This is a genomic window from Nocardioides szechwanensis (assembly GCF_900103935.1).
GTDB classification, from domain to species: domain Bacteria; phylum Actinomycetota; class Actinomycetes; order Propionibacteriales; family Nocardioidaceae; genus Nocardioides; species Nocardioides szechwanensis.
On record NZ_FNIC01000001.1, the window covers coordinates 396,509 to 414,118 of the forward strand.

The 17,610-nt window shown below is 71.5% G+C and carries 17 protein-coding genes; 15 read left to right on the forward strand and 2 right to left on the reverse strand.

The window, feature by feature from the left end; translation table 11 throughout:
* Window positions 1-3 precede the first annotated feature (3 nt).
* From priA to BLR90_RS01960, 3 genes are all read left to right on the forward strand, one after another.
* On the forward strand, window positions 4-756 hold the full coding sequence (priA, locus tag BLR90_RS01950) for a bifunctional 1-(5-phosphoribosyl)-5-((5-phosphoribosylamino)methylideneamino)imidazole-4-carboxamide isomerase/phosphoribosylanthranilate isomerase PriA (protein ID WP_091022059.1): 753 nt from the start codon (window positions 4-6) through the stop codon (window positions 754-756).
* Complete coding sequence (gene hisF, locus BLR90_RS01955) at window positions 753-1,514, forward strand: imidazole glycerol phosphate synthase subunit HisF (RefSeq protein ID WP_091022061.1); 762 nt, start codon at window positions 753-755, stop codon at window positions 1,512-1,514. Before priA ends, hisF begins: the two co-directional genes overlap by 4 nt.
* A gap of 109 nt (window positions 1,515-1,623) precedes the next feature.
* Window positions 1,624-1,962, forward strand: coding sequence for a hypothetical protein (locus BLR90_RS01960; RefSeq protein WP_091022063.1), 339 nt, complete (start codon window positions 1,624-1,626; stop codon window positions 1,960-1,962).
* 17 nt (window positions 1,963-1,979) lie between these two features.
* Here BLR90_RS01960 and BLR90_RS01965 read toward each other — a convergent pair whose 3' ends face one another.
* Window positions 1,980-2,615: a TIGR03085 family metal-binding protein gene (locus BLR90_RS01965; RefSeq protein WP_091022064.1), complete on the reverse strand. Its 636-nt coding sequence runs from the start codon at window positions 2,613-2,615 to the stop codon at window positions 1,980-1,982.
* 119 nt (window positions 2,616-2,734) lie between these two features.
* On the opposite strand from BLR90_RS01965, the gene BLR90_RS01970 reads away from it, so the two are divergent.
* The 6 genes from BLR90_RS01970 (at window position 2,735) to BLR90_RS01995 (ending at window position 7,946) form a co-directional block, all read left to right on the forward strand.
* Window positions 2,735-4,516 carry an ABC transporter ATP-binding protein gene (locus BLR90_RS01970; protein WP_091022066.1) on the forward strand — a complete coding sequence of 594 codons (1,782 nt, stop codon included), beginning with the start codon at window positions 2,735-2,737 and terminating at the stop codon, window positions 4,514-4,516.
* Window positions 4,513-6,300, forward strand: coding sequence for an ABC transporter ATP-binding protein (locus BLR90_RS01975; protein ID WP_091022068.1), 1,788 nt, complete (start codon window positions 4,513-4,515; stop codon window positions 6,298-6,300). Before BLR90_RS01970 ends, BLR90_RS01975 begins: the two co-directional genes overlap by 4 nt.
* 8 nt (window positions 6,301-6,308) lie before the next feature.
* Complete coding sequence (hisI, locus tag BLR90_RS01980; RefSeq protein WP_245715110.1) at window positions 6,309-6,665, forward strand: phosphoribosyl-AMP cyclohydrolase; 357 nt, start codon at window positions 6,309-6,311, stop codon at window positions 6,663-6,665.
* Window positions 6,658-7,236 (forward strand): Trp biosynthesis-associated membrane protein, encoded by a 579-nt coding sequence (locus tag BLR90_RS01985; RefSeq protein ID WP_091022072.1) that lies wholly within the window; start codon window positions 6,658-6,660, stop codon window positions 7,234-7,236. The genes hisI and BLR90_RS01985 overlap by 8 nt, the downstream gene beginning before the upstream one ends.
* A gap of 66 nt (window positions 7,237-7,302) precedes the next feature.
* Window positions 7,303-7,503, forward strand: a complete 201-nt coding sequence (locus BLR90_RS01990; protein WP_091022074.1) for an HGxxPAAW family protein — start codon at window positions 7,303-7,305, stop codon at window positions 7,501-7,503.
* The gene (locus tag BLR90_RS01995; RefSeq protein ID WP_091022076.1) at window positions 7,500-7,946 is read left to right on the forward strand and encodes a DUF2752 domain-containing protein; all 447 of its coding nucleotides are present in this window, start codon (window positions 7,500-7,502) and stop codon (window positions 7,944-7,946) included. The genes BLR90_RS01990 and BLR90_RS01995 overlap by 4 nt, the downstream gene beginning before the upstream one ends.
* A 53-nt stretch (window positions 7,947-7,999) precedes the next feature.
* Here BLR90_RS01995 and BLR90_RS02000 read toward each other — a convergent pair whose 3' ends face one another.
* On the reverse strand, window positions 8,000-8,353 hold the full coding sequence (locus BLR90_RS02000) for a DUF4190 domain-containing protein (RefSeq protein WP_091022078.1): 354 nt from the start codon (window positions 8,351-8,353) through the stop codon (window positions 8,000-8,002).
* A gap of 130 nt (window positions 8,354-8,483) precedes the next feature.
* On the opposite strand from BLR90_RS02000, the gene trpC reads away from it, so the two are divergent.
* From trpC to gltB, 6 genes are all read left to right on the forward strand, one after another.
* Window positions 8,484-9,266 (forward strand): indole-3-glycerol phosphate synthase TrpC, encoded by a 783-nt coding sequence (gene trpC, locus BLR90_RS02005; RefSeq protein ID WP_091022080.1) that lies wholly within the window; start codon window positions 8,484-8,486, stop codon window positions 9,264-9,266.
* A complete protein-coding gene (gene trpB, locus BLR90_RS02010) occupies window positions 9,263-10,480 on the forward strand; it encodes a tryptophan synthase subunit beta (protein WP_091022082.1) in 1,218 nt (405 codons plus the stop codon). The genes trpC and trpB overlap by 4 nt, the downstream gene beginning before the upstream one ends.
* A 49-nt stretch (window positions 10,481-10,529) precedes the next feature.
* The gene (gene trpA, locus BLR90_RS02015; RefSeq protein WP_091022083.1) at window positions 10,530-11,333 is read left to right on the forward strand and encodes a tryptophan synthase subunit alpha; all 804 of its coding nucleotides are present in this window, start codon (window positions 10,530-10,532) and stop codon (window positions 11,331-11,333) included.
* Window positions 11,326-11,937, forward strand: coding sequence for an SCO family protein (locus BLR90_RS02020; protein ID WP_245715111.1), 612 nt, complete (start codon window positions 11,326-11,328; stop codon window positions 11,935-11,937). Before trpA ends, BLR90_RS02020 begins: the two co-directional genes overlap by 8 nt.
* Before the next feature lies 1 nt (window position 11,938).
* Window positions 11,939-12,907 (forward strand): prolipoprotein diacylglyceryl transferase, encoded by a 969-nt coding sequence (gene lgt / locus BLR90_RS02025; RefSeq protein ID WP_218029312.1) that lies wholly within the window; start codon window positions 11,939-11,941, stop codon window positions 12,905-12,907.
* A 138-nt stretch (window positions 12,908-13,045) separates the two neighbouring features.
* Entirely contained in the window at window positions 13,046-17,596 is a 4,551-nt protein-coding gene (gltB, locus tag BLR90_RS02030; RefSeq protein ID WP_091022085.1) for a glutamate synthase large subunit, read from the forward strand.
* Window positions 17,597-17,610 lie beyond the last annotated feature (14 nt).

Here is a 17,610-nt window from a genome sequence, read left to right on the forward strand (position 1 = left end):
CCCATGACCACCGACCAGACCAGGCACCTCGAGCTCCTCCCCGCCGTCGACATCGCGGGCGGCCAGGCCGTCCAGCTGGTGCAGGGCGTCGCCGGGTCGGAGAAGCGGTTCGGCGACCCGGTCGAGGCCGCCCTGCGCTGGCAGGAGGCCGGCGCCGAGTGGCTGCACCTGGTGGACCTCGACGCCGCGTTCGGGCGCGGCCACAACCGCGAGCTCCAGGCCGCGATCGTGGGTGCGCTCGACATTCAGGTCGAGATGAGCGGCGGCATCCGCGACGACGAGTCGCTCGCCGCCGCCATGGCCACCGGCTGCCGCCGGGTCAACATCGGCACCGCCGCGCTCGAGCAGCCCGAGTGGTGCGCCGCCGCGATCGCCGAGTACGGCGACCGGGTCGCCGTCGGGCTCGACGTACGAGGTCGGACCCTGGCCGCACGCGGCTGGACCCGCGACGGCGGCGACCTCTACGACGTCCTGGCCCGGCTCGACGCCGAGGGCTGCGCGCGCTACGTCGTCACCGACGTCAACAAGGACGGCATGCTCCAGGGCCCCAACCTCGAGCTGCTGAAGGCGGTCTGCGCTGCCACCGACCGGCCGGTCGTCGCCTCCGGCGGGATCACCGAGCTGTCCGACCTGGAGGCGCTGATGGGCCTGGTCGGAGACGGCGTCGAGGGCGCGATCATCGGCACCGCGCTCTACGAGGGCCGGTTCACGCTCGAGGACGCACTGGCGCTGACGTTGCCGCAGGCGCCCGCATGACCCTCGCGATCCGCGTCATCCCGTGCCTCGACGTCGATGCCGGGCGCGTGGTCAAGGGCATCAACTTCAAGGAGCTGCGCGACGCCGGCGACCCCGTCGAGCTGGCCCGGATCTACGACGCCGAGGGCGCCGACGAGCTGACCTTCCTCGACATCTCCGCCTCCTTCGAGGGCCGCGCGACCACGATGGAGATCGTGTCGCGGACCGCCGAGGAGGTCTTCATCCCGCTGACCGTCGGTGGGGGAGTGTCCTCCGTGGACGACGTCGACCGCCTGCTCCGCGCCGGTGCCGACAAGGTGGCGATCAACACCGCGGCGATCCACCGCCCCGAGCTGGTCGCCGAGATCGCCGACCGCTTCGGCAACCAGGTGCTGGTCCTCTCCGTCGACGCCAGACGCGCGTCCGGCACCGACTCGGGCTTCGAGGTGACCACCCACGGCGGCCGCAAGTCGGCCGGCCTCGACGCGATCGAGTGGGCAGCGCGCGCCTGCGAGCTGGGCGCCGGCGAGATCCTGCTCAACGCCATGGACGCCGACGGCACCCAAGACGGCTTCGACCTCGACCTGATCCGCGCCGTACGCCGTGAGGTCACCGTCCCCGTCATCGCCTCGGGCGGCGCCGGCGCGGCCGAGCACTTCCCTCCAGCCGTCGACGCCGGGGCCGACGCCGTGCTCGCCGCCACCGTCTTCCACTTCGGCACCCTGCGCATAGCCGACGTCAAGGGCGCGCTCAGCGCGGCCGGCCACCCCACCCGTTGACCCGCCCGAAACTGACACACACCCTCGTTGACCCGCCCGAAACTGACACACACCCTCGTTGACCCGCCCGAAAGTTTCGGGCGGGTCAACGAAGGACAGGCTGCGGAGCATGAGCGAGTACGACGTCTACCGGAGCCCGGCCGCCGACAGCCCTGAGCAGCCGGCGACCGACGAGAAGTGGCAGGTCCTGGTCGAGTACGCCAACAACGGCCAGGCCAAGCCGCCGACGAAGATCCACGTCTTCCCCCACGTGCTCGCCACGCGTGAGGAGGCGATGGCCGAGGCGGCCCGGCTCGCCGTCGAGCACGATCCTCCCGACCCGCTGTCCCCGCAGGGGCGAGCGGTCTACCGCGACGGTGAGGGGTTCCTGAGCATCGTGCGTGGCGCGATGTCGACGTTCCACTTCAGCACCCGCGTGGTGCGCTTCGTTGGCGAGACCGACCGCTGACCGTCCGGGACATAGGCTCAGAACCCGAGGTCGGCGCCCCGGAGCTTGGAGACCCGGTCGGCGGGCCCGCCGAACGTCAGGTCTCGCACCTGCCGCCGGCCGAAGAGGAACAGCGCGATCTCGGCCACCGGGCCCTCGACCGTCACCGGGTCGGCGCCGCGGCGCAGGGTGGCGGTGGCGCCGGTGTCGGTGCGCCGGATCTCGACCGGGACCCCGGCCGGGCGCACCAGCGCCTTGCCGCCGAGCCGGATCGCGCGCCACACCGCGTCGACGTCCTTGTCGTCGAGATCGCGCGGCGCCCAGTCCGGCTGGCCCCGGCGCAGGTCCTCGTGGTGGACGAAGTACTCCATCGTGTTGGCGAGCAGCTCCACCGGCGGCAGCGCGTAGGGCGTCAGCCCCGGGTCGCGCAGCTTCTCGACGAGTACGGCGAAGTCCTGGCGCGCCAGCCGTGCCATCGCACCGTCGGCGAGCCCGGACAGGGCCGGGACCGCGATCCCCGCGGCGCCGAGCGGGTTGTTCTCACGTACGAGCAGGTGGGTCACCAGGTCCTTCGCGGTCCAGTCGCTGCACAGGGTCGGCGCGTCCTCGCCGAGCACCAGCGCCAGGTCGCAGAGAGCATGGCGCTCGCGCCGGGCAAGCGAAGGAGTACGCACGTCCTCAGCCTAGGGCCGCCACGCCTCCGGCGGTCCCGGGAGGATTGGGTGATGTCGGTCGACGGGAATAGCCTGCCCCGGCCGACAGTTGCGGACGGTCGACGAGGAACCAGGGAGCCATGAGCGACGAGCGAGCAGACGGCCGGGGATCGACCCGAGCCGGGTTCGCCGTACTCCTGGTCGCGATCAAGCGTGAGCCCTGGATCTTCACGCTCTCGACGCTCGGCAGCGTCCTGTTCGGCGCCCTGACCGTCGCCGACGCCTGGGTGCTCGGCTGGTCGACCGACCACGTCGTGCTGCCGGCGTTCAAGACCGGCGAGGTCGGCACCGGCTCGCTGGTCGCCATCCTCGCGCTGTTCCTCGGGGTGGCGATCCTGCGCGCGGTCGGCATCGTCGCCCGCCGCCTCGGCGCCGGGATCATGCAGTACCGCATGCAGGCCAGCACCCGCCGCGCCGTCACCCGCCAGTACCTCTCCCTGCCGATGGCCTGGCACCAGCGGCACCCGACCGGCGAGCTGCTGTCCAACGCCAACTCCGACGTCGAGGCCGCCTGGGGTCCGATCGCGCCGCTGCCCATGGCGGTCGGCACCGTGGCGATGATGGTGATCGCGGTCGCGCAGATGCTGTTCGCCGACCTGGTGCTCGCGGTGGTCGGGCTTCTGGTCTTCCCGGCGGTGATCGCGGTCAACGTGACCTACCAGCACCTCGCCCAGGGCTGGATGACCCGCGCCCAGCAGCTGCGCGCCGAGGTCAGCGAGATCGCCCACGAGTCCTTCGACGGCGCGATGGTCGTCAAGACGCTCGGCCGCGAGCCGGAGGAGACCGCGCGCTTCGCCGCCAAGGCCGAGGAGCTGCGCGACGTCAACATCCGGGTCGGCCGCATCCGCGCCGCCTTCGATCCCGCTCTCGCCGCCCTTCCCGGGCTGGGCGTCCTGTTCGTGCTCGCGGTCGGCGTCTCCCGCGTGATGAGCGGCGCCACCGACGCCGGCGACGTCGTCACCGTCGCCTACCTGCTCACCATCGTGTCGTTCCCGATCCGGTCCATCGGCTGGCTGCTCGGCGAGTTTCCGCGCAGCGTGGTCGGCTACCGCCGGGTGAGCGCCGTGCTGGCCGCCACCGGCGACATGCCGTACGGCGACCGGAGCGCCGTCCGCGGCGCCGACGGAGCGCGGCTCGACGTCGAGGCGCTCGGCTACCGCTACGTGCCCGACCAGCCGCTCATCGAGGACCTCAGCTTCTCGGTCGACCCGGGTCGCACCGTCGCCCTCGTGGGCGCGACCGCGTCCGGCAAGAGCACCATCACGACACTGCTGACCCGGCTGGTCGACCCCGACCGCGGCCGGGTCGCGGTCGACGGCGTCGACCTGCGCGAGCTGGCGGCCGGCGAGCTGGCCTCGACGGTCTCGATCGTCCCCCAGACGGCGTTCCTCTTCGACGACACCGTGCGCGGCAACATCACCCTCGGCGTCGACGTCACCGACGCCGACGTCTGGGCTGCGCTGCGCACCGCCCAGGCCGACGGCTTCGTCGCCGCGCTGCCCCACGGCCTCGACACCCAGCTGGGCGAGCGCGGCACGTCACTCTCCGGCGGCCAGCGCCAGCGCATCTCCCTGGCCCGCGCACTCGTACGCCGGCCACGCCTGCTGATCCTCGACGACGCCACCTCGGCGGTCGACCCCGAGGTCGAGGCGCGCATCCTCGCCGGGCTGCGCGAGGCCGGCGCCGGCTCGACGCTCGTCGTGGTCGCCTACCGCAAGGCCACCATCGGTCTCGCCGACGAGGTGCTCCACCTCGAGGGCGGGCGCATCGTCGACCGCGGCACCCACGCGGAGCTGCTGTCGCGCAGCCCGTCGTACGCCCGGCTCGTCAACGCCTACGAGCAGGAGGAGGTGACCACATGAGCACGACCATGGACTCCGGTGAGGAGATCGGCGCGCTCGACACGATCCGTCGTGGCGTGCACTTCTCTCCCGAGCTGAAGGAGGGCATCTGGGGCACCCTGGCGCTCGCGGTCGTCGCCTCCGTCGGCCAGGTGATCGTGCCGATCGCCGTCCAGCAGACCCTCGACCGTGGCCTCGCCCGGTCCGGCGGGCCCGACCTGTCGTTCACGGTGTGGATGGGCGTGGTCGCGGCGGCCGCCCTGCTGCTGACCAGCTGGGCCTCCTACGCCATGACGGCGCGCCTCTTCTCGACCTCCGAGCGCGGCCTGGCCACGCTGCGGATCAAGGCGTTCCGCCACGTGCACGACCTGCCCCTGCTCACCCAGAACACCGAGCGCCGCGGCGCCCTGGTCTCCCGGGTCACGAGCGACGTCGACCAGGTCAGCCAGTTCCTCGTCTTCGGCGGCCTGCTGTTCGTGGTCAGCGTCGGCCAGGTCCTGATCGCCACCATCGTGATGCTCTTCTACAGCTGGCAGCTCGCGCTCGTCGTCTGGGTCTGCTTCGCGCCGCTGTTCCTGTCGCTGCGGTTCTTCCAGCGCAAGCTGTCCGAGGCCTACGGCACCGTACGACGCCAGGTCGGCATCATGCTGTCCGCGATCTCCGAGCCGGTGGTCGGGGCGGCCGTCGTCCGCTCCTACGCCGTCGAGGCCCGCACCCAGGCCCGCATCGACGAGGCCATCGCCACCCACCAGAGTGCCAGCACCCGCGCCCAGGGCCTGACCGCCTTCTCGTTCTCGCTCGGTGGCGTCTCCGCCGGGCTGGCCAACGCCGGCGTGCTCATCGTCGGCATCTGGCTCGGCTTCGCCGGCAACATCTCGGCCGGCGAGGTCCTGGCCTTCGCGTTCCTCGTCACCCTCTTCGTCGGCCCGGTCCAGATGGGCACCCAGATCCTCACCGACGCCCAGAACGCCATCGCCGGCTGGCGTCGCGTGATCGGCATCCTCGAGACCCCCGCCGACCTCGTCGACCCCGGGCCCGACGGACAGGTGCTGCCACGCGGCCCGATCGACGTGCGCTTCGACGACGTCGAGTTCGCCTACCCCGGCGGCCCCCCGGTCCTGCGCGACGTCACCCTCGAGATCGACGCCGGGCGCCGGGTCGCGATCGTGGGGGAGACCGGGTCCGGCAAGTCCACGTTCGCCAAGCTGCTGACCCGGCTGATGGACCCGTCCCGCGGCGCGGTCCTGCTCGACGGGGTCGACGTACGCGAGATCGGCGAGGCATCCCTGCGCCGCAGCGTCGTGCTCGTGCCCCAGGAGGGCTTCCTCTTCGACGACACGCTGCGGGCCAACGTGCGCTACGGCAAGCTCGACGCCACCGACGCCGAGATCCTCGGCAGTGCCGACGAGCTCGGCCTCACCGACTGGGTCGCCGGCCTGCCCCGTGGCCTCGACACCCTGGTCGGCCAGCGCGGCGAGTCGCTGTCGGCGGGGGAGCGCCAGCTGGTCGCCCTGCTGCGCGCCCACCTCGCTGATCCCGACCTGCTCGTCCTCGACGAGGCCACCAGCGCCGTCGATCCCCAGCTCGAGATGCGCATCGGCCGCGCGCTCGAGCGCCTGATGAGCGGACGTACGTCGGTCACCATCGCGCACCGCCTGTCCACCGCCGAGGCCGCCGACGAGGTCGTGGTCGTCGACCAGGGCCGGATCGTCCAGCGCGGCCACCACAGCGCCCTCGCCGCCGAGGCGGGCAGCGTCTACTCCGGTCTCCACGCGTCGTGGGTGTCTCAACAAGGCAAGCCATAATGGGCGACGTGACCTCGTCCCTCGACCCCGCCATCGCCGACCGGCTCAAGCGCAACGCCGAGGGACTGGTTGCCGCCGTGGTCCAGCAGCACGACACCCACGAGGTGCTGATGCTCGGCTGGATGGACGACGAGGCGCTCCACCGCACGCTGACCACCGGCCGGGCGACCTACTGGAGCCGCTCGCGCCGTGAGTACTGGGTCAAGGGCGACACCTCCGGCCACGTCCAGTGGGTCAAGGAGGTCCGCCTCGACTGCGACGGCGACACGCTGCTGGTCAAGGTCGACCAGGAGGGCGCGGCCTGCCACACCGGCGACCACACCTGCTTCGACGCCGACGTGCTCACCGGGCCCACGAGTGCCTAGCGCCGGGTTCGGCCCGGTCGTCGTCCTCGGGCTCGCGGCCGGCGTGGGTGCCGCGGTCGCCGGTAACCAGGCCTGGGTGGTCGCCGACGCCTCCTCGGAGGGAGCCACCAGCGCTTTCGTTGCGACCGCGACGGGCGCCAGCGTCCCGCTCGCCACCGCCCTGGCCCTCGTGGTCCTGGCCAGCTGGGGCGTCGTGCTCGTCTCCCGCGGTCGAGTACGCCGTGCCGTCGCCGGCCTCGGCGCGGTCGCTGCCCTCGGCACGCTGGTGACCTACGTGGCCGGGTTCTTCTCGGCCGCGGAGTCCCTGCGCGACGACTTCGTGGCAGCGGGGTTCGACAGCGTCGACGTCGACCACACCCGGTGGTACTGGATCGGGCTCGTCTGCGCGGTCGTCTCGGTGCTCGCCACCCTCCAGGCGGTCCGGCGCGTGCCGCAGTGGCCCGAGATGGGCACCCGCTACGACGCGCCGGGGGACCAGCCGCGGCCCCAGTCACCGGCCGAGCCGGCCGAGGAGCCGTCCAGCCTCGATCTCTGGAAGGCGATTGACGAGGGTCGCGACCCCACCCGCTGACGACCTGAATACACTGGTGCCGCACCGCACCGACGTACCTGTTTGCCACACCGCGAGGAGCCCCGCATGTCTGACAACCACGGCAACACCCCGGCCGCCTGGACCGCTGTGGTCGTGGGCCTGGTCGGCTTCGTGGTCGGGGCGATCGGCCTCATGCTCGACCCGATCAGCTACCCCGTGTTCTGGGTCGGCGTCGCGATCACCGTCGCCGCCGGCGTGCTGTTCGCCGTGATGGGCAAGCTCGGGCTGCACGGGTCGGCACATTGACCCACCCGCCGCTGGCGCCGCCCGTCGCCCTCGCCTCGCCGCCGCGCACCCGGTGGCAGCGGATGGCTGCGCCGGTCGGCACGATCGGCGCCCTCGGCGCCGCCACGGTGGCACTGCACTTCCGTGACCCGCACGAGACCGCGAGCTGGGGGCTGTGCCCCAGCGCGATGATGGGCTTCTGGTGCCCCGGCTGCGGCGGCCTGCGCGCGGTCAACGACCTGACCAACTTCCAGCTGGTCGACGCCGCGTCGAGCAACCTGGCCTTCATCGTGGCCCTGCCGTTCATCCTGGCGGGCCTGGCCGTGTGGACCGTCGACCGTTGGCGCGGTCATCGTCGGGCGATCTCGATGACCCTGGTGAGCCGCACCGCGGTCGCCGTGGTGGCGCTCCTGGCGGTCTTCACAGTGCTCAGGAACGTGTCCGGTTCCTGGCTGGCGCCCTAGGGCGACCCTGCCGGACCCGAGGCGCCGCAGCCGCGGCGCCCCGAGCCCTCTGCTCAGCTGTCGCCGAACTGGCCTTCGTAGGTGAAGTCGATGACGCCGGTTCCGATGAGGATCCAGTAGATGACGCCGAGGGCGATGCCGACCAGGCCGAGGATGAAGCCCCACTGGGCGAGGTTCTCGCCCTTCTTGGTGCCGTTGGACTCGCGCACGTCCTTCTTCCCGAGCAGGCCGAGGATCACGCCGCCGATCGAGAAGATGAAGCATCCCCAGAAGCACGGGATGACGCCGATGATGCCCAGCACCAGGCCGATGATGGCCATCACGGAGTTCTTCTGCGGCTGAGCGCCGTAACCAGGCTGCGGTGCGCCGTACTGCGGCGGCGGCGGAGGAGGCTCGTTGTAGCTCATCGGGTTCCCTTCGACGTTGACCGGTCCAGAGGAGTGACCGCTGTCAGGACCCTAACGCCTTGCGTGACAGACTCGGAGCACCACCGCACCTCGAAATCAGGCCCGCGCGGCCCCGCTCCTGGAGGAACCCATGTCCGTGCTCGACGACATCGTCGACGGCGTACGGATCGACCTCGCGGAGCGTGAGGCGGCGCTGCCGCTGGCCGACGTGCGTGCGGCCCTGGCCGACGTCGACGCCCCGCGCGACCCGATGCCGCACTTCCGCTCGGCCGGGTCCAGCGTCATCGCCGAGGTCAAGCGGCGCAGCCCCAGCAAGGGCGACCTCGCCGACATCCCCGACCCCGCCCTTCTGGCCGCCGAGTACGCCGCCGGCGGAGCCGCCGCGATCAGCGTGCTCACCGAGCAGCGCCGCTTCGGCGGCAGCCTCGCCGACCTGCGGGCGGTCCGGGCCGCGGTAGACACCCCCCTGCTGCGCAAGGACTTCGTGGTCACCAGCTACCAGGTCGTCGAGGCGCGCGCCGCCGGTGCCGACCTCGTGCTGCTGATCGTGGCCGCGCTCGACGACGACACCCTGCGCCGGCTCCACGACGAGGCCCGCGAGCTCGGCCTCACCGTGCTGGTCGAGGTGCACGACGAGGCCGAGACCGAGCGTGCGGTCGCGCTCGGCGCCGAGCTGGTCGGCGTCAACGCCCGCAACCTCAAGACCCTCGCCGTCGACGACACCACGTTCGGCCGGCTGGCGCCGCTCGTGCCCGACGACCGAGTGCTCGTGGCCGAGTCGGGCATCTCGGGACCACCAGACGTCAGGCGCTTCGTCTCCGAGGGTGCCCGCGTGGTCCTCGTCGGCGAGGCCCTGGTCAAGGACGGGGCGCCGCGCGAGGCGGTCGCCGCGATGACAGGAGTCGAGGCATGAGCACACCTCCCGACACGTCCCGCTACGACGCCGACGAGCGCGGCTGGTTCGGTGACTTCGGTGGCCGGTTCATGCCCGAGGCCCTGGTCGCCGCGCTCGACGAGCTGACCGCGGCCTGGCAGGACGCCATGGCCGACCCGGCGTTCGTCGAGAGCTTCGAGACCATCTGCCGCGAGTACGCCGGCACACCCAGCCGTCTCTACGAGGCCCGCCGGCTCTCCGACAAGGTCGGGGTCCGCATCCTGCTCAAGCGCGAGGACCTCAACCACACCGGCGCCCACAAGATCCGCAACGTGCTCGGCCAGGCGCTGCTGACCAAGCGCATGGGCAAGCAGCGGGTGATCGCCGAGACCGGGGCCGGCCAGCACGGTGTCGCCAGCGCCACCGCCGCGGCCTACTTCGGCCTCGACTGCACCGTCTACATGGGCGCCGTCGACGTGAAGCGCCAGGCCCTCAACGTCGCCCGGATGAACCTCCTCGGCGCCAAGGTGATCCCGGTCGACAGCGGCAGCGCCACGCTCAAGGACGCCATCAACGAAGCGCTGCGCGACTGGGTCGCGAGCGTCGACCACACGGCGTACCTCTTCGGCACCGCCGCCGGGCCCCACCCGTTCCCGAGCATGGTGCGCGACTTCGCGCGCGGCATCGGCGACGAGGCGCGCGCCCAGTGCCTCGAGCAGTACGGCGTGCTGCCCGACGTCGTCGCGGCGTGCGTCGGCGGCGGCTCCAACGCGATCGGGATCTTCCAGGCGTTCCTCGACGACGACGGCGTCGCGCTCCACGGCTTCGAGCCGGGCGGCGACGGCGTCGAGACCGGCCGTCACGCGGCCACCATCCACGCCGGCGACAGCGGGGTGCTCCACGGCGCCCGCACCTACGTGCTCCAGGACGAGGACGGCCAGACCATCGAGTCCCACTCGATCTCGGCCGGCCTCGACTACCCCGGGGTCGGGCCACAGCACGCCCACCTCGCCAAGACCGGCCGCGCCATCTACACGCCCGTGACCGACGCCGAGGCCATGGACGCGCTGGCCCTGCTCAGCCGCACGGAGGGGATCATCCCTGCCATCGAGTCGGCCCACGCCGTTGCCGGCGCCCTGCGCCTGGCCGAGGGCCTCGCCGCCGAGAAGGGTCCCGACGCGACCATCCTGGTCAACCTCAGCGGCCGCGGCGACAAGGACATGGAGACCGCCATGGAGTGGTTCGACCTATGAGCACCCCCACGAAATGCTCGCTTCGCTCCGCTTTCGCCGGGTACCCCGCATGAGCACCCCCACCACCGCCACCGCGTTCGCCGCCGCCAAGGCCGAGGGCCGCGCCGCGCTCGTCGGCTACCTGCCGGCCGGCTTCCCCGACGTCGCCGGCGGCATCGACGCGCTGCGTTGCCTGGTCGACTCCGGCTGTGACGTGATCGAGATCGGCCTGCCCTACAGCGACCCGGTGATGGACGGCCCCACGATCCAGGCCGCCGCCCAGCAGGCCCTCGAGCGGGGGGTCCGCACCACCGACGTGCTGCGCACGGTCGAGGCGGTCGCCGCCACCGGCGTCCCCACCGTGGTGATGACCTACTGGAACCCCGTCGAGCGCTACGGCGTCCCCCGCTTCGCCGCCGACCTCGCCGCCGCCGGGGGAGCGGGCCTGATCACGCCCGACCTGACCCCCGACAGTGCACCCGAGTGGATCGCCGCCGCCGACGAGCACGACCTCGACAAGATCTTTTTGGTCGCGCCCTCGTCCACCGACGAGCGGATCGCCATGACCACCAACGCCTGCCGCGGCTTCGTCTACGCCACCGCGGTCATGGGGGTCACCGGCGCCCGCACCACGACCAGCGACCTCGCCGCGCCCCTGGTCTCCCGCACCCGCGCGACCACCGACCTGCCGATCGGGGTCGGCCTGGGCGTCAGCAACGGCGAGCAGGCTGCCGAGCTCGCTGCCTACGCCGACGGTGTGATCGTCGGCTCGGCGTTCGTGCGCGCGCTGCTCGACCACGACGACCGCTCCGCCGGGCTCAAGGCGCTGGCCGCCCTCACCGAGGACCTCGCTGCCGGGGTACGCCGTGGCTAGGGCGGCAGTCCGGGTCGTCACCGCGCTGTTCCTGCTCCTCGCGCTCGTCGGGTGTGGCGACGACGCGGCGTCCGACGACTTCGCCGGCACCATGCTCGACAACCCGCTCCCGGCACCCGACATCGCGCTGACCGACACCGAGGGCGAGCCCTACTCGCTCGCGGCCGACACCGACAAGCGGCTCACGCTGGTCTTCTTCGGCTACTCCCGGTGCCCCGACATCTGCCAGACCGTGATGGCCGCGCTGGCCGGCGCGATGAACCGTCTCGACGACGAGGAGCGCGAGGAGGTCGACGTGGTCTTCGTGACGACCGACCCGAAGAACGACACCCCCAGCGCGCTGCGCACCTACCTCGACGACTACGACCCCAGCTTCATCGGCCTGACCGGCGACATCGAGTCGATCATCGCGGCGGGCGAGCCGCTCGCCATCTACGTCAGCGACGGCAAGGAGCTGCCCGGCGGCGGCTACGACCTCGGGGGGCACAGCACCCAGATCACGGGGATCGACAGCTCCGACGAGGCTCCGGTCTACTGGAGCCAGTACACCAAGCAGGGGCAGTTCGCTGCCGACATCCGCACCCTGCTCGGCAAGGAGAGCTGACGTGTCCACCCTTCTCACGATCACGAGCCTGACGATCCCCAGCCCCGACACCGGCGTCTGGTACGTCGGTCCGGTGCCGCTGCGCGGCTACGCGCTGTCGATCATCCTCGGCATCATCGTCGCGATCTGGATCGGCGAGCGGCGCTGGGTCGCCCGCGGCGGCCGGCCCGGCGACGTACAGGACCTGGCGATCTGGGCGGTGCCGTTCGGCCTGGTCGGCGCCCGGCTCTACCACGTGCTGACCGACAGCGCCCTCTACTTCGGCGACGGCAACAACCCCGTCACCGCGCTCTACGTGTGGCGCGGCGGGCTCGGCATCTGGGGCGGCGTGGCCCTGGGCGCGCTCGGCGTCTACGTGGGCGCCCGGCTCAAGGGCATCCGCCTGCTCCCGGCCCTCGACGCGATGGCGCCCGGGGTCCTCGTCGCCCAGGCGCTGGGCCGCTGGGGCAACTGGTTCAACCAGGAGCTCTACGGCCGGCCCACCGACCTGCCGTGGGGCCTCGAGATCGACCCGGACAACTACCCGTCCGGCCAGACCTTCCCCGCGGGCACGACGTTCCACCCGACGTACCTCTACGAATGCCTGTGGAACCTCGGCGCCTTCGGCCTGGTGATCTGGGCCGACCAGCGCTTCAAGCTCGGCTACGGACGCGTCATCGCGCTCTACGTCATGGCCTACACGGCCGGTCGCGGCTGGATCGAGTACCTCCGCATCGACACCGTCGAGCTCGACGACGTCGGTGGCCTGCGCTTCAACGTCTGGGTCTCGATCGTGCTGTTCGTGGCGGCGTCGATCTACTTCGTGGTGAGCCTGCGCCGCCGCCCCGGCCGCGAGGACAGCGTCTACCGCGAGGGTCACGAGCCGCCCGCCGACTCGGCGTCCGACGGCGACGACGGTCCCGAGGTCACCGAGACCGACGTCGACGCCCCGACACCGCCGCCCGGCAAGTCCGAGGGCGCCACCACCTGACCGTCCATCGGACAGCCACCCGCTGCTCGAGGACGTAACCGGGTGGTAATCTGACGACTCCGCCGCGTGGGCCAATGTCGTCCCTTGCGCCCACAAGTGCAGGCGTCGTTCTGCACACGACGACGACGGGAGAACTCAGTGCCCTACACGCACGCGTTCCCGCCGCCCCAGGGTCTTTACGACCCCCGCAACGAGCATGACGCCTGTGGCGTCGCTTTCGTGGCGACCCTCACCGGGGAGGCCAGCCACGACATCGTGGCGAAGGCGCTGACAGCGCTGCGCAACCTCGAGCATCGCGGTGCCGCCGGCGCCGAGCCCAACTCCGGCGACGGCGCGGGCATCCTGATGCAGGTCCCCGACGCCTTCCTGCGCGCGGTCGTCGACTTCGAGCTCCCCCCCGCCCACGCCTACGCCGTCGGTACGGCGTTCCTGCCCGGCGACGACGCCCACGTGGCCGAGACCCGCCGCCGGATCGAGGAGATCGCCGCCGACGAGGGCCTCGCGGTCCTCGGCTGGCGCGACGTCCCGACCGACCCGTCGGTCCTCGGGGCCACCGCCCTCGGTGTGATGCCCGCCTTCAGCCAGCTCTTCGTCGCCGGCGCCCGCCAGCGCGTGGCCGGCATGTCGCTGGAGCGGATGGCCTTCTGCCTGCGCAAGCGCGCCGAGCGCGACACCGACGTCTACTTCCCCTCGCTGTCGGCGCGCACGCTCGCCTACAAGGGCATGCTGACCACCGAGCAGCTAGACAACTTCTTCCCCGACCTGCTCGACGAGCGGGTGGCCTCGGCCCTGGCCGTCGTCCACTCGCGGTTCTCCACCAACACGTTCCCGAGCTGGCCGCTGTCCCACCCGTTCCGGTTCATCGCCCACAACGGCGAGATCAACACGGTGATGGGCAACCGCAACTGGATGCGCGCCCGTGAGGCCCTGCTGGCCTCCGACGTCATCCCCGGCGACCTCGAGCGGCTCTACCCGATCGTCACCACCGGGGCCTCTGACTCCGCGTCGTTCGACGAGGTGCTCGAGCTGCTGCACATGGGCGGGCGCAGCCTGCCGCACGCGGTGCTGATGATGATCCCCGAGGCGTGGGAGAACCACACCGAGATGGAGCAGCGTCGCCGCGACTTCTATGCCTTCCACTCGGCGGTGATGGAGCCGTGGGACGGACCTGCCTGCGTCGTCTTCACCGACGGCTCCCAGATCGGGGCGGTCCTCGACCGCAACGGCCTGCGCCCCTCGCGCTACTGGGTCACCGACGACGGCCTCGTCGTGCTCGCCTCCGAGGTCGGTGTACTCGACCTCGACCCCGCGACCATCGTCCGCAAGGGCCGGCTCCAGCCGGGCCGGATGTTCCTCGTCGACACCGACGAGCACCGGATCATCGAGGACGAGGAGATCAAGAACGAGCTCGCCTCGGAGCACCCCTACGGCGAGTGGCTGCACGCCGGGCTGATCCACCTCAACGACATCCCCGAGCGTGAGCACATCATCCACACGCACGCCTCGGTCACCCGCCGCCAGCAGATCTTCGGCTACACCGAGGAGGAGCTGCGGGTCCTGCTCACCCCGATGGCCAACACCGGGGGAGAGCCGCTCGGCTCCATGGGCACCGACACCCCGATCGCTGCGCTCAGCGACAAGCCGCGGCTGCTGTTCGACTACTTCAGCCAGCTCTTCGCCCAGGTCACCAACCCCCCGCTCGACGCGATCCGCGAAGAACTCGTCACGTCGCTCAACGGCACCATCGGGCCCGAGGCCAACCTGCTCGACCCGACGCCCGCGTCGTGCCGCCAGGTCGTGCTGCCGTTCCCGGTGATCTCCAACGACGACCTCGCCAAGATCCGGCACATCAACCGCGACGGCGACATGCCCGGTTTCATCACCCACGTGTCGCGCGGCCTCTACGAGGTCGAGGGCAGTGGCGGGGCCCTGGCCCACCGCATCGAGGAGATCTGCGCCGAGGTGTCGCAGGCGATCGCCGGCGGAGCGCGGATCATCGTGCTCTCCGACCGGCACTCGACCGCCGAGCTGGCGCCGATCCCGTCGCTGCTGCTCACCGGCGCGGTGCACCACCACCTGGTCCGCGAGAAGACCCGCACCCAGGTCGGCCTGCTGGTCGAGGCCGGCGACGTGCGCGAGGTCCACCACGTGGCGCTGCTGGTCGGCTACGGCGCCGCGGCGGTCAACCCCTATCTCGCCATGGAGTCCGTCGAGGACCTCGCCCGCGAGGGCTACTACGTCAAGACGGAGCCCGAGCAGGCCGTCGCCAACCTGGTGAAGGCGCTCGGCAAGGGCGTGCTCAAGGTGATGTCCAAGATGGGTGTCTCCACCGTCGCGTCCTACACCGGTGCGCAGATCTTCGAGGCCATCGGCCTTTCCCAGGACCTTGTCGACCGCTACTTCACCGGCACCACCTCCAAGCTCGGCGGGATGGGCCTCGACACGGTCGCCCAGGAGGTGGCGCGTCGCCACGCCACGGCGTACCCCCGAGGCGGGATCCTGCCCGCCCACCGCGAGCTCGAGATCGGCGGCGAGTACCAATGGCGCCGCGAGGGCGAGCCGCACCTCTTCGACCCCGACACGGTCTTCCGGCTCCAGCACGCCACCCGCACCGGGCGCTACGACATTTTCAAGCAGTACACCGCGGCGGTCGACGAGCAGTCCGGCCGGCTGATGACGCTGCGCGGGCTGATGCGGTTCAAGGACGCCGAGAGCACCGGGCGGCAGCCGATCTCCATCGACGAGGTCGAGCCGGTCTCCGAGATCGTCAAGCGCTTCTCGACCGGGGCCATGTCCTACGGGTCGATCAGCAAGGAGGCGCACGAGACGCTCGCGATCGCCATGAACCGGCTGGGCGCGAAGTCCAACACCGGTGAGGGTGGCGAGGACCCCGACCGCCTCTACGACCCCGAGCGGCGCAGCTCGATCAAGCAGGTCGCGTCGGGTCGCTTCGGGGTGACGTCCGAGTACCTCACCAACTCCGACGACATCCAGATCAAGATGGCGCAGGGAGCCAAGCCCGGCGAGGGCGGTCAGCTGCCGGGCAACAAGGTCTACCCGTGGGTGGCCCGGACCCGCCACTCGACACCCGGCGTCGGGCTGATCAGCCCGCCGCCCCACCACGACATCTACTCCATCGAGGACCTCGCCCAGCTGATCCACGACCTCAAGAACGCCAACCCGGCGGCACGGGTCCACGTCAAGCTGGTCTCCGAGGTCGGGGTCGGCACCGTCGCCGCGGGCGTCTCCAAGGCGCACGCTGACGTCGTACTCATCTCCGGCCACGACGGCGGCACCGGCGCCTCGCCGCTGACGTCGCTCAAGCACGCGGGTGGTCCGTGGGAGCTCGGGCTCGCCGAGACGCAGCAGACCCTGCTGCTCAACGGGCTGCGCGACCGGATCGTCGTCCAGACCGACGGCCAGCTCAAGACCGGGCGCGACGTCGTCATCGCGGCGCTGCTCGGTGCCGAGGAGTTCGGCTTCGCCACCGCGCCGCTCGTGGTCTCCGGCTGCATCCTGATGCGGGTCTGTCACCTCGACACCTGCCCGGTCGGGGTCGCCACCCAGAACCCCGTCCTGCGTGAGCGCTTCTCCGGCAAGGCCGACTACATCGTCAACTTCTTCACCTACATCGCCGAGGAGGTGCGCGAGCTCCTCGCGCAGCTCGGCTTCCGGACCCTCGACGAGGCGATCGGCCAGGTGGGCGCCCTCGAGGTGGCCGAGGCGGTGGACCACTGGAAGGCCTCCGGCCTGGACCTGACCCCGATCCTGCACGCCCCCGACCTGAGCGGGTTCAAGGACCAGGACCTGCGGTGCACCAAGACCCAGGACCACGGGCTCGAGCGGTCGCTCGACCTCACCGAGCTGGTGCCGCTGGCGCAGCCGGCGATCCAGGACGGCGAGCCGGTGCGCGCCCAGGTCGCGATCCGCAACGTCAACCGCACGGTCGGCACCATCCTCGGCCACGAGGTGACCAAGAAGTACGGCGGCGAGGGGCTGCCCGAGGGCACCATCGACATCACGTTCGTCGGGTCCGCGGGCCAGTCGTTCGGCGCGTTCGTGCCCAAGGGGATCACCCTGCGGCTCGAGGGCGACGCCAACGACTACGTCGGCAAGGGGCTGTCGGGCGGACGGATCGTCGTACGTCCCGACCGGACGGCGACGTTCAGCTCGCACGAGCAGATCATCGCCGGCAACACCATCGCCTACGGCGCCACCAGCGGTCAGATCTTCCTGCGCGGTGGGGTCGGCGAGCGCTTCGCGGTCCGCAACTCCGGCGCGTGGCTGGTGACCGAGGGCGTGGGAGACCACGGCTGCGAGTACATGACCGGTGGTCGTGTCGTCGTGCTCGGCAAGACCGGGCGCAACTTCGGCGCCGGCATGTCGGGCGGCATCGCCTGGGTGCTGGACCTCAAGGACTACCGCGTCAACCGTGAGCTCGTCGAGCTCGGCCCGGTGACCGGAGAGGCCGCGGCCGAGCTCGAGCAGCTCGTGCGCGACCACTTCGAGGAGACCGGTTCCCAGGTCGCCGAGGAGCTGCTCGCCGACTGGGAGACCTCGCTGACCCGCTTCACCGAGATCATGCCGCGCGACTACCGCATCGTGCTCGAGGCCAAGGCGAAGGCCGAGGCCGACGGGCTCGACGAGAACGAGATCGCCCACGCGATGATGGAGGCACTCCATGGGTGAGCAGCTCCGCTTCC

Coding starts and splice junctions, on each gene's coding strand:
- BLR90_RS01990 (WP_091022074.1), top strand. CDS start 7,303: ATGTCTGACAACCACGGCAACACCCCGGCCGCCTGGACCGCTGTGGTC.
- trpC (WP_091022080.1), top strand. CDS start 8,484: ATGTCCGTGCTCGACGACATCGTCGACGGCGTACGGATCGACCTCGCG.
- BLR90_RS01960 (WP_091022063.1), top strand. CDS start 1,624: ATGAGCGAGTACGACGTCTACCGGAGCCCGGCCGCCGACAGCCCTGAG.
- trpB (WP_091022082.1), top strand. CDS start 9,263: ATGAGCACACCTCCCGACACGTCCCGCTACGACGCCGACGAGCGCGGC.
- priA (WP_091022059.1), top strand. CDS start 4: ATGACCACCGACCAGACCAGGCACCTCGAGCTCCTCCCCGCCGTCGAC.
- trpA (WP_091022083.1), top strand. CDS start 10,530: ATGAGCACCCCCACCACCGCCACCGCGTTCGCCGCCGCCAAGGCCGAG.
- BLR90_RS02000 (WP_091022078.1), bottom strand. CDS start 8,353: ATGAGCTACAACGAGCCTCCTCCGCCGCCGCCGCAGTACGGCGCACCG.
- BLR90_RS01975 (WP_091022068.1), top strand. CDS start 4,513: ATGAGCACGACCATGGACTCCGGTGAGGAGATCGGCGCGCTCGACACG.
- BLR90_RS01970 (WP_091022066.1), top strand. CDS start 2,735: ATGAGCGACGAGCGAGCAGACGGCCGGGGATCGACCCGAGCCGGGTTC.
- hisF (WP_091022061.1), top strand. CDS start 753: ATGACCCTCGCGATCCGCGTCATCCCGTGCCTCGACGTCGATGCCGGG.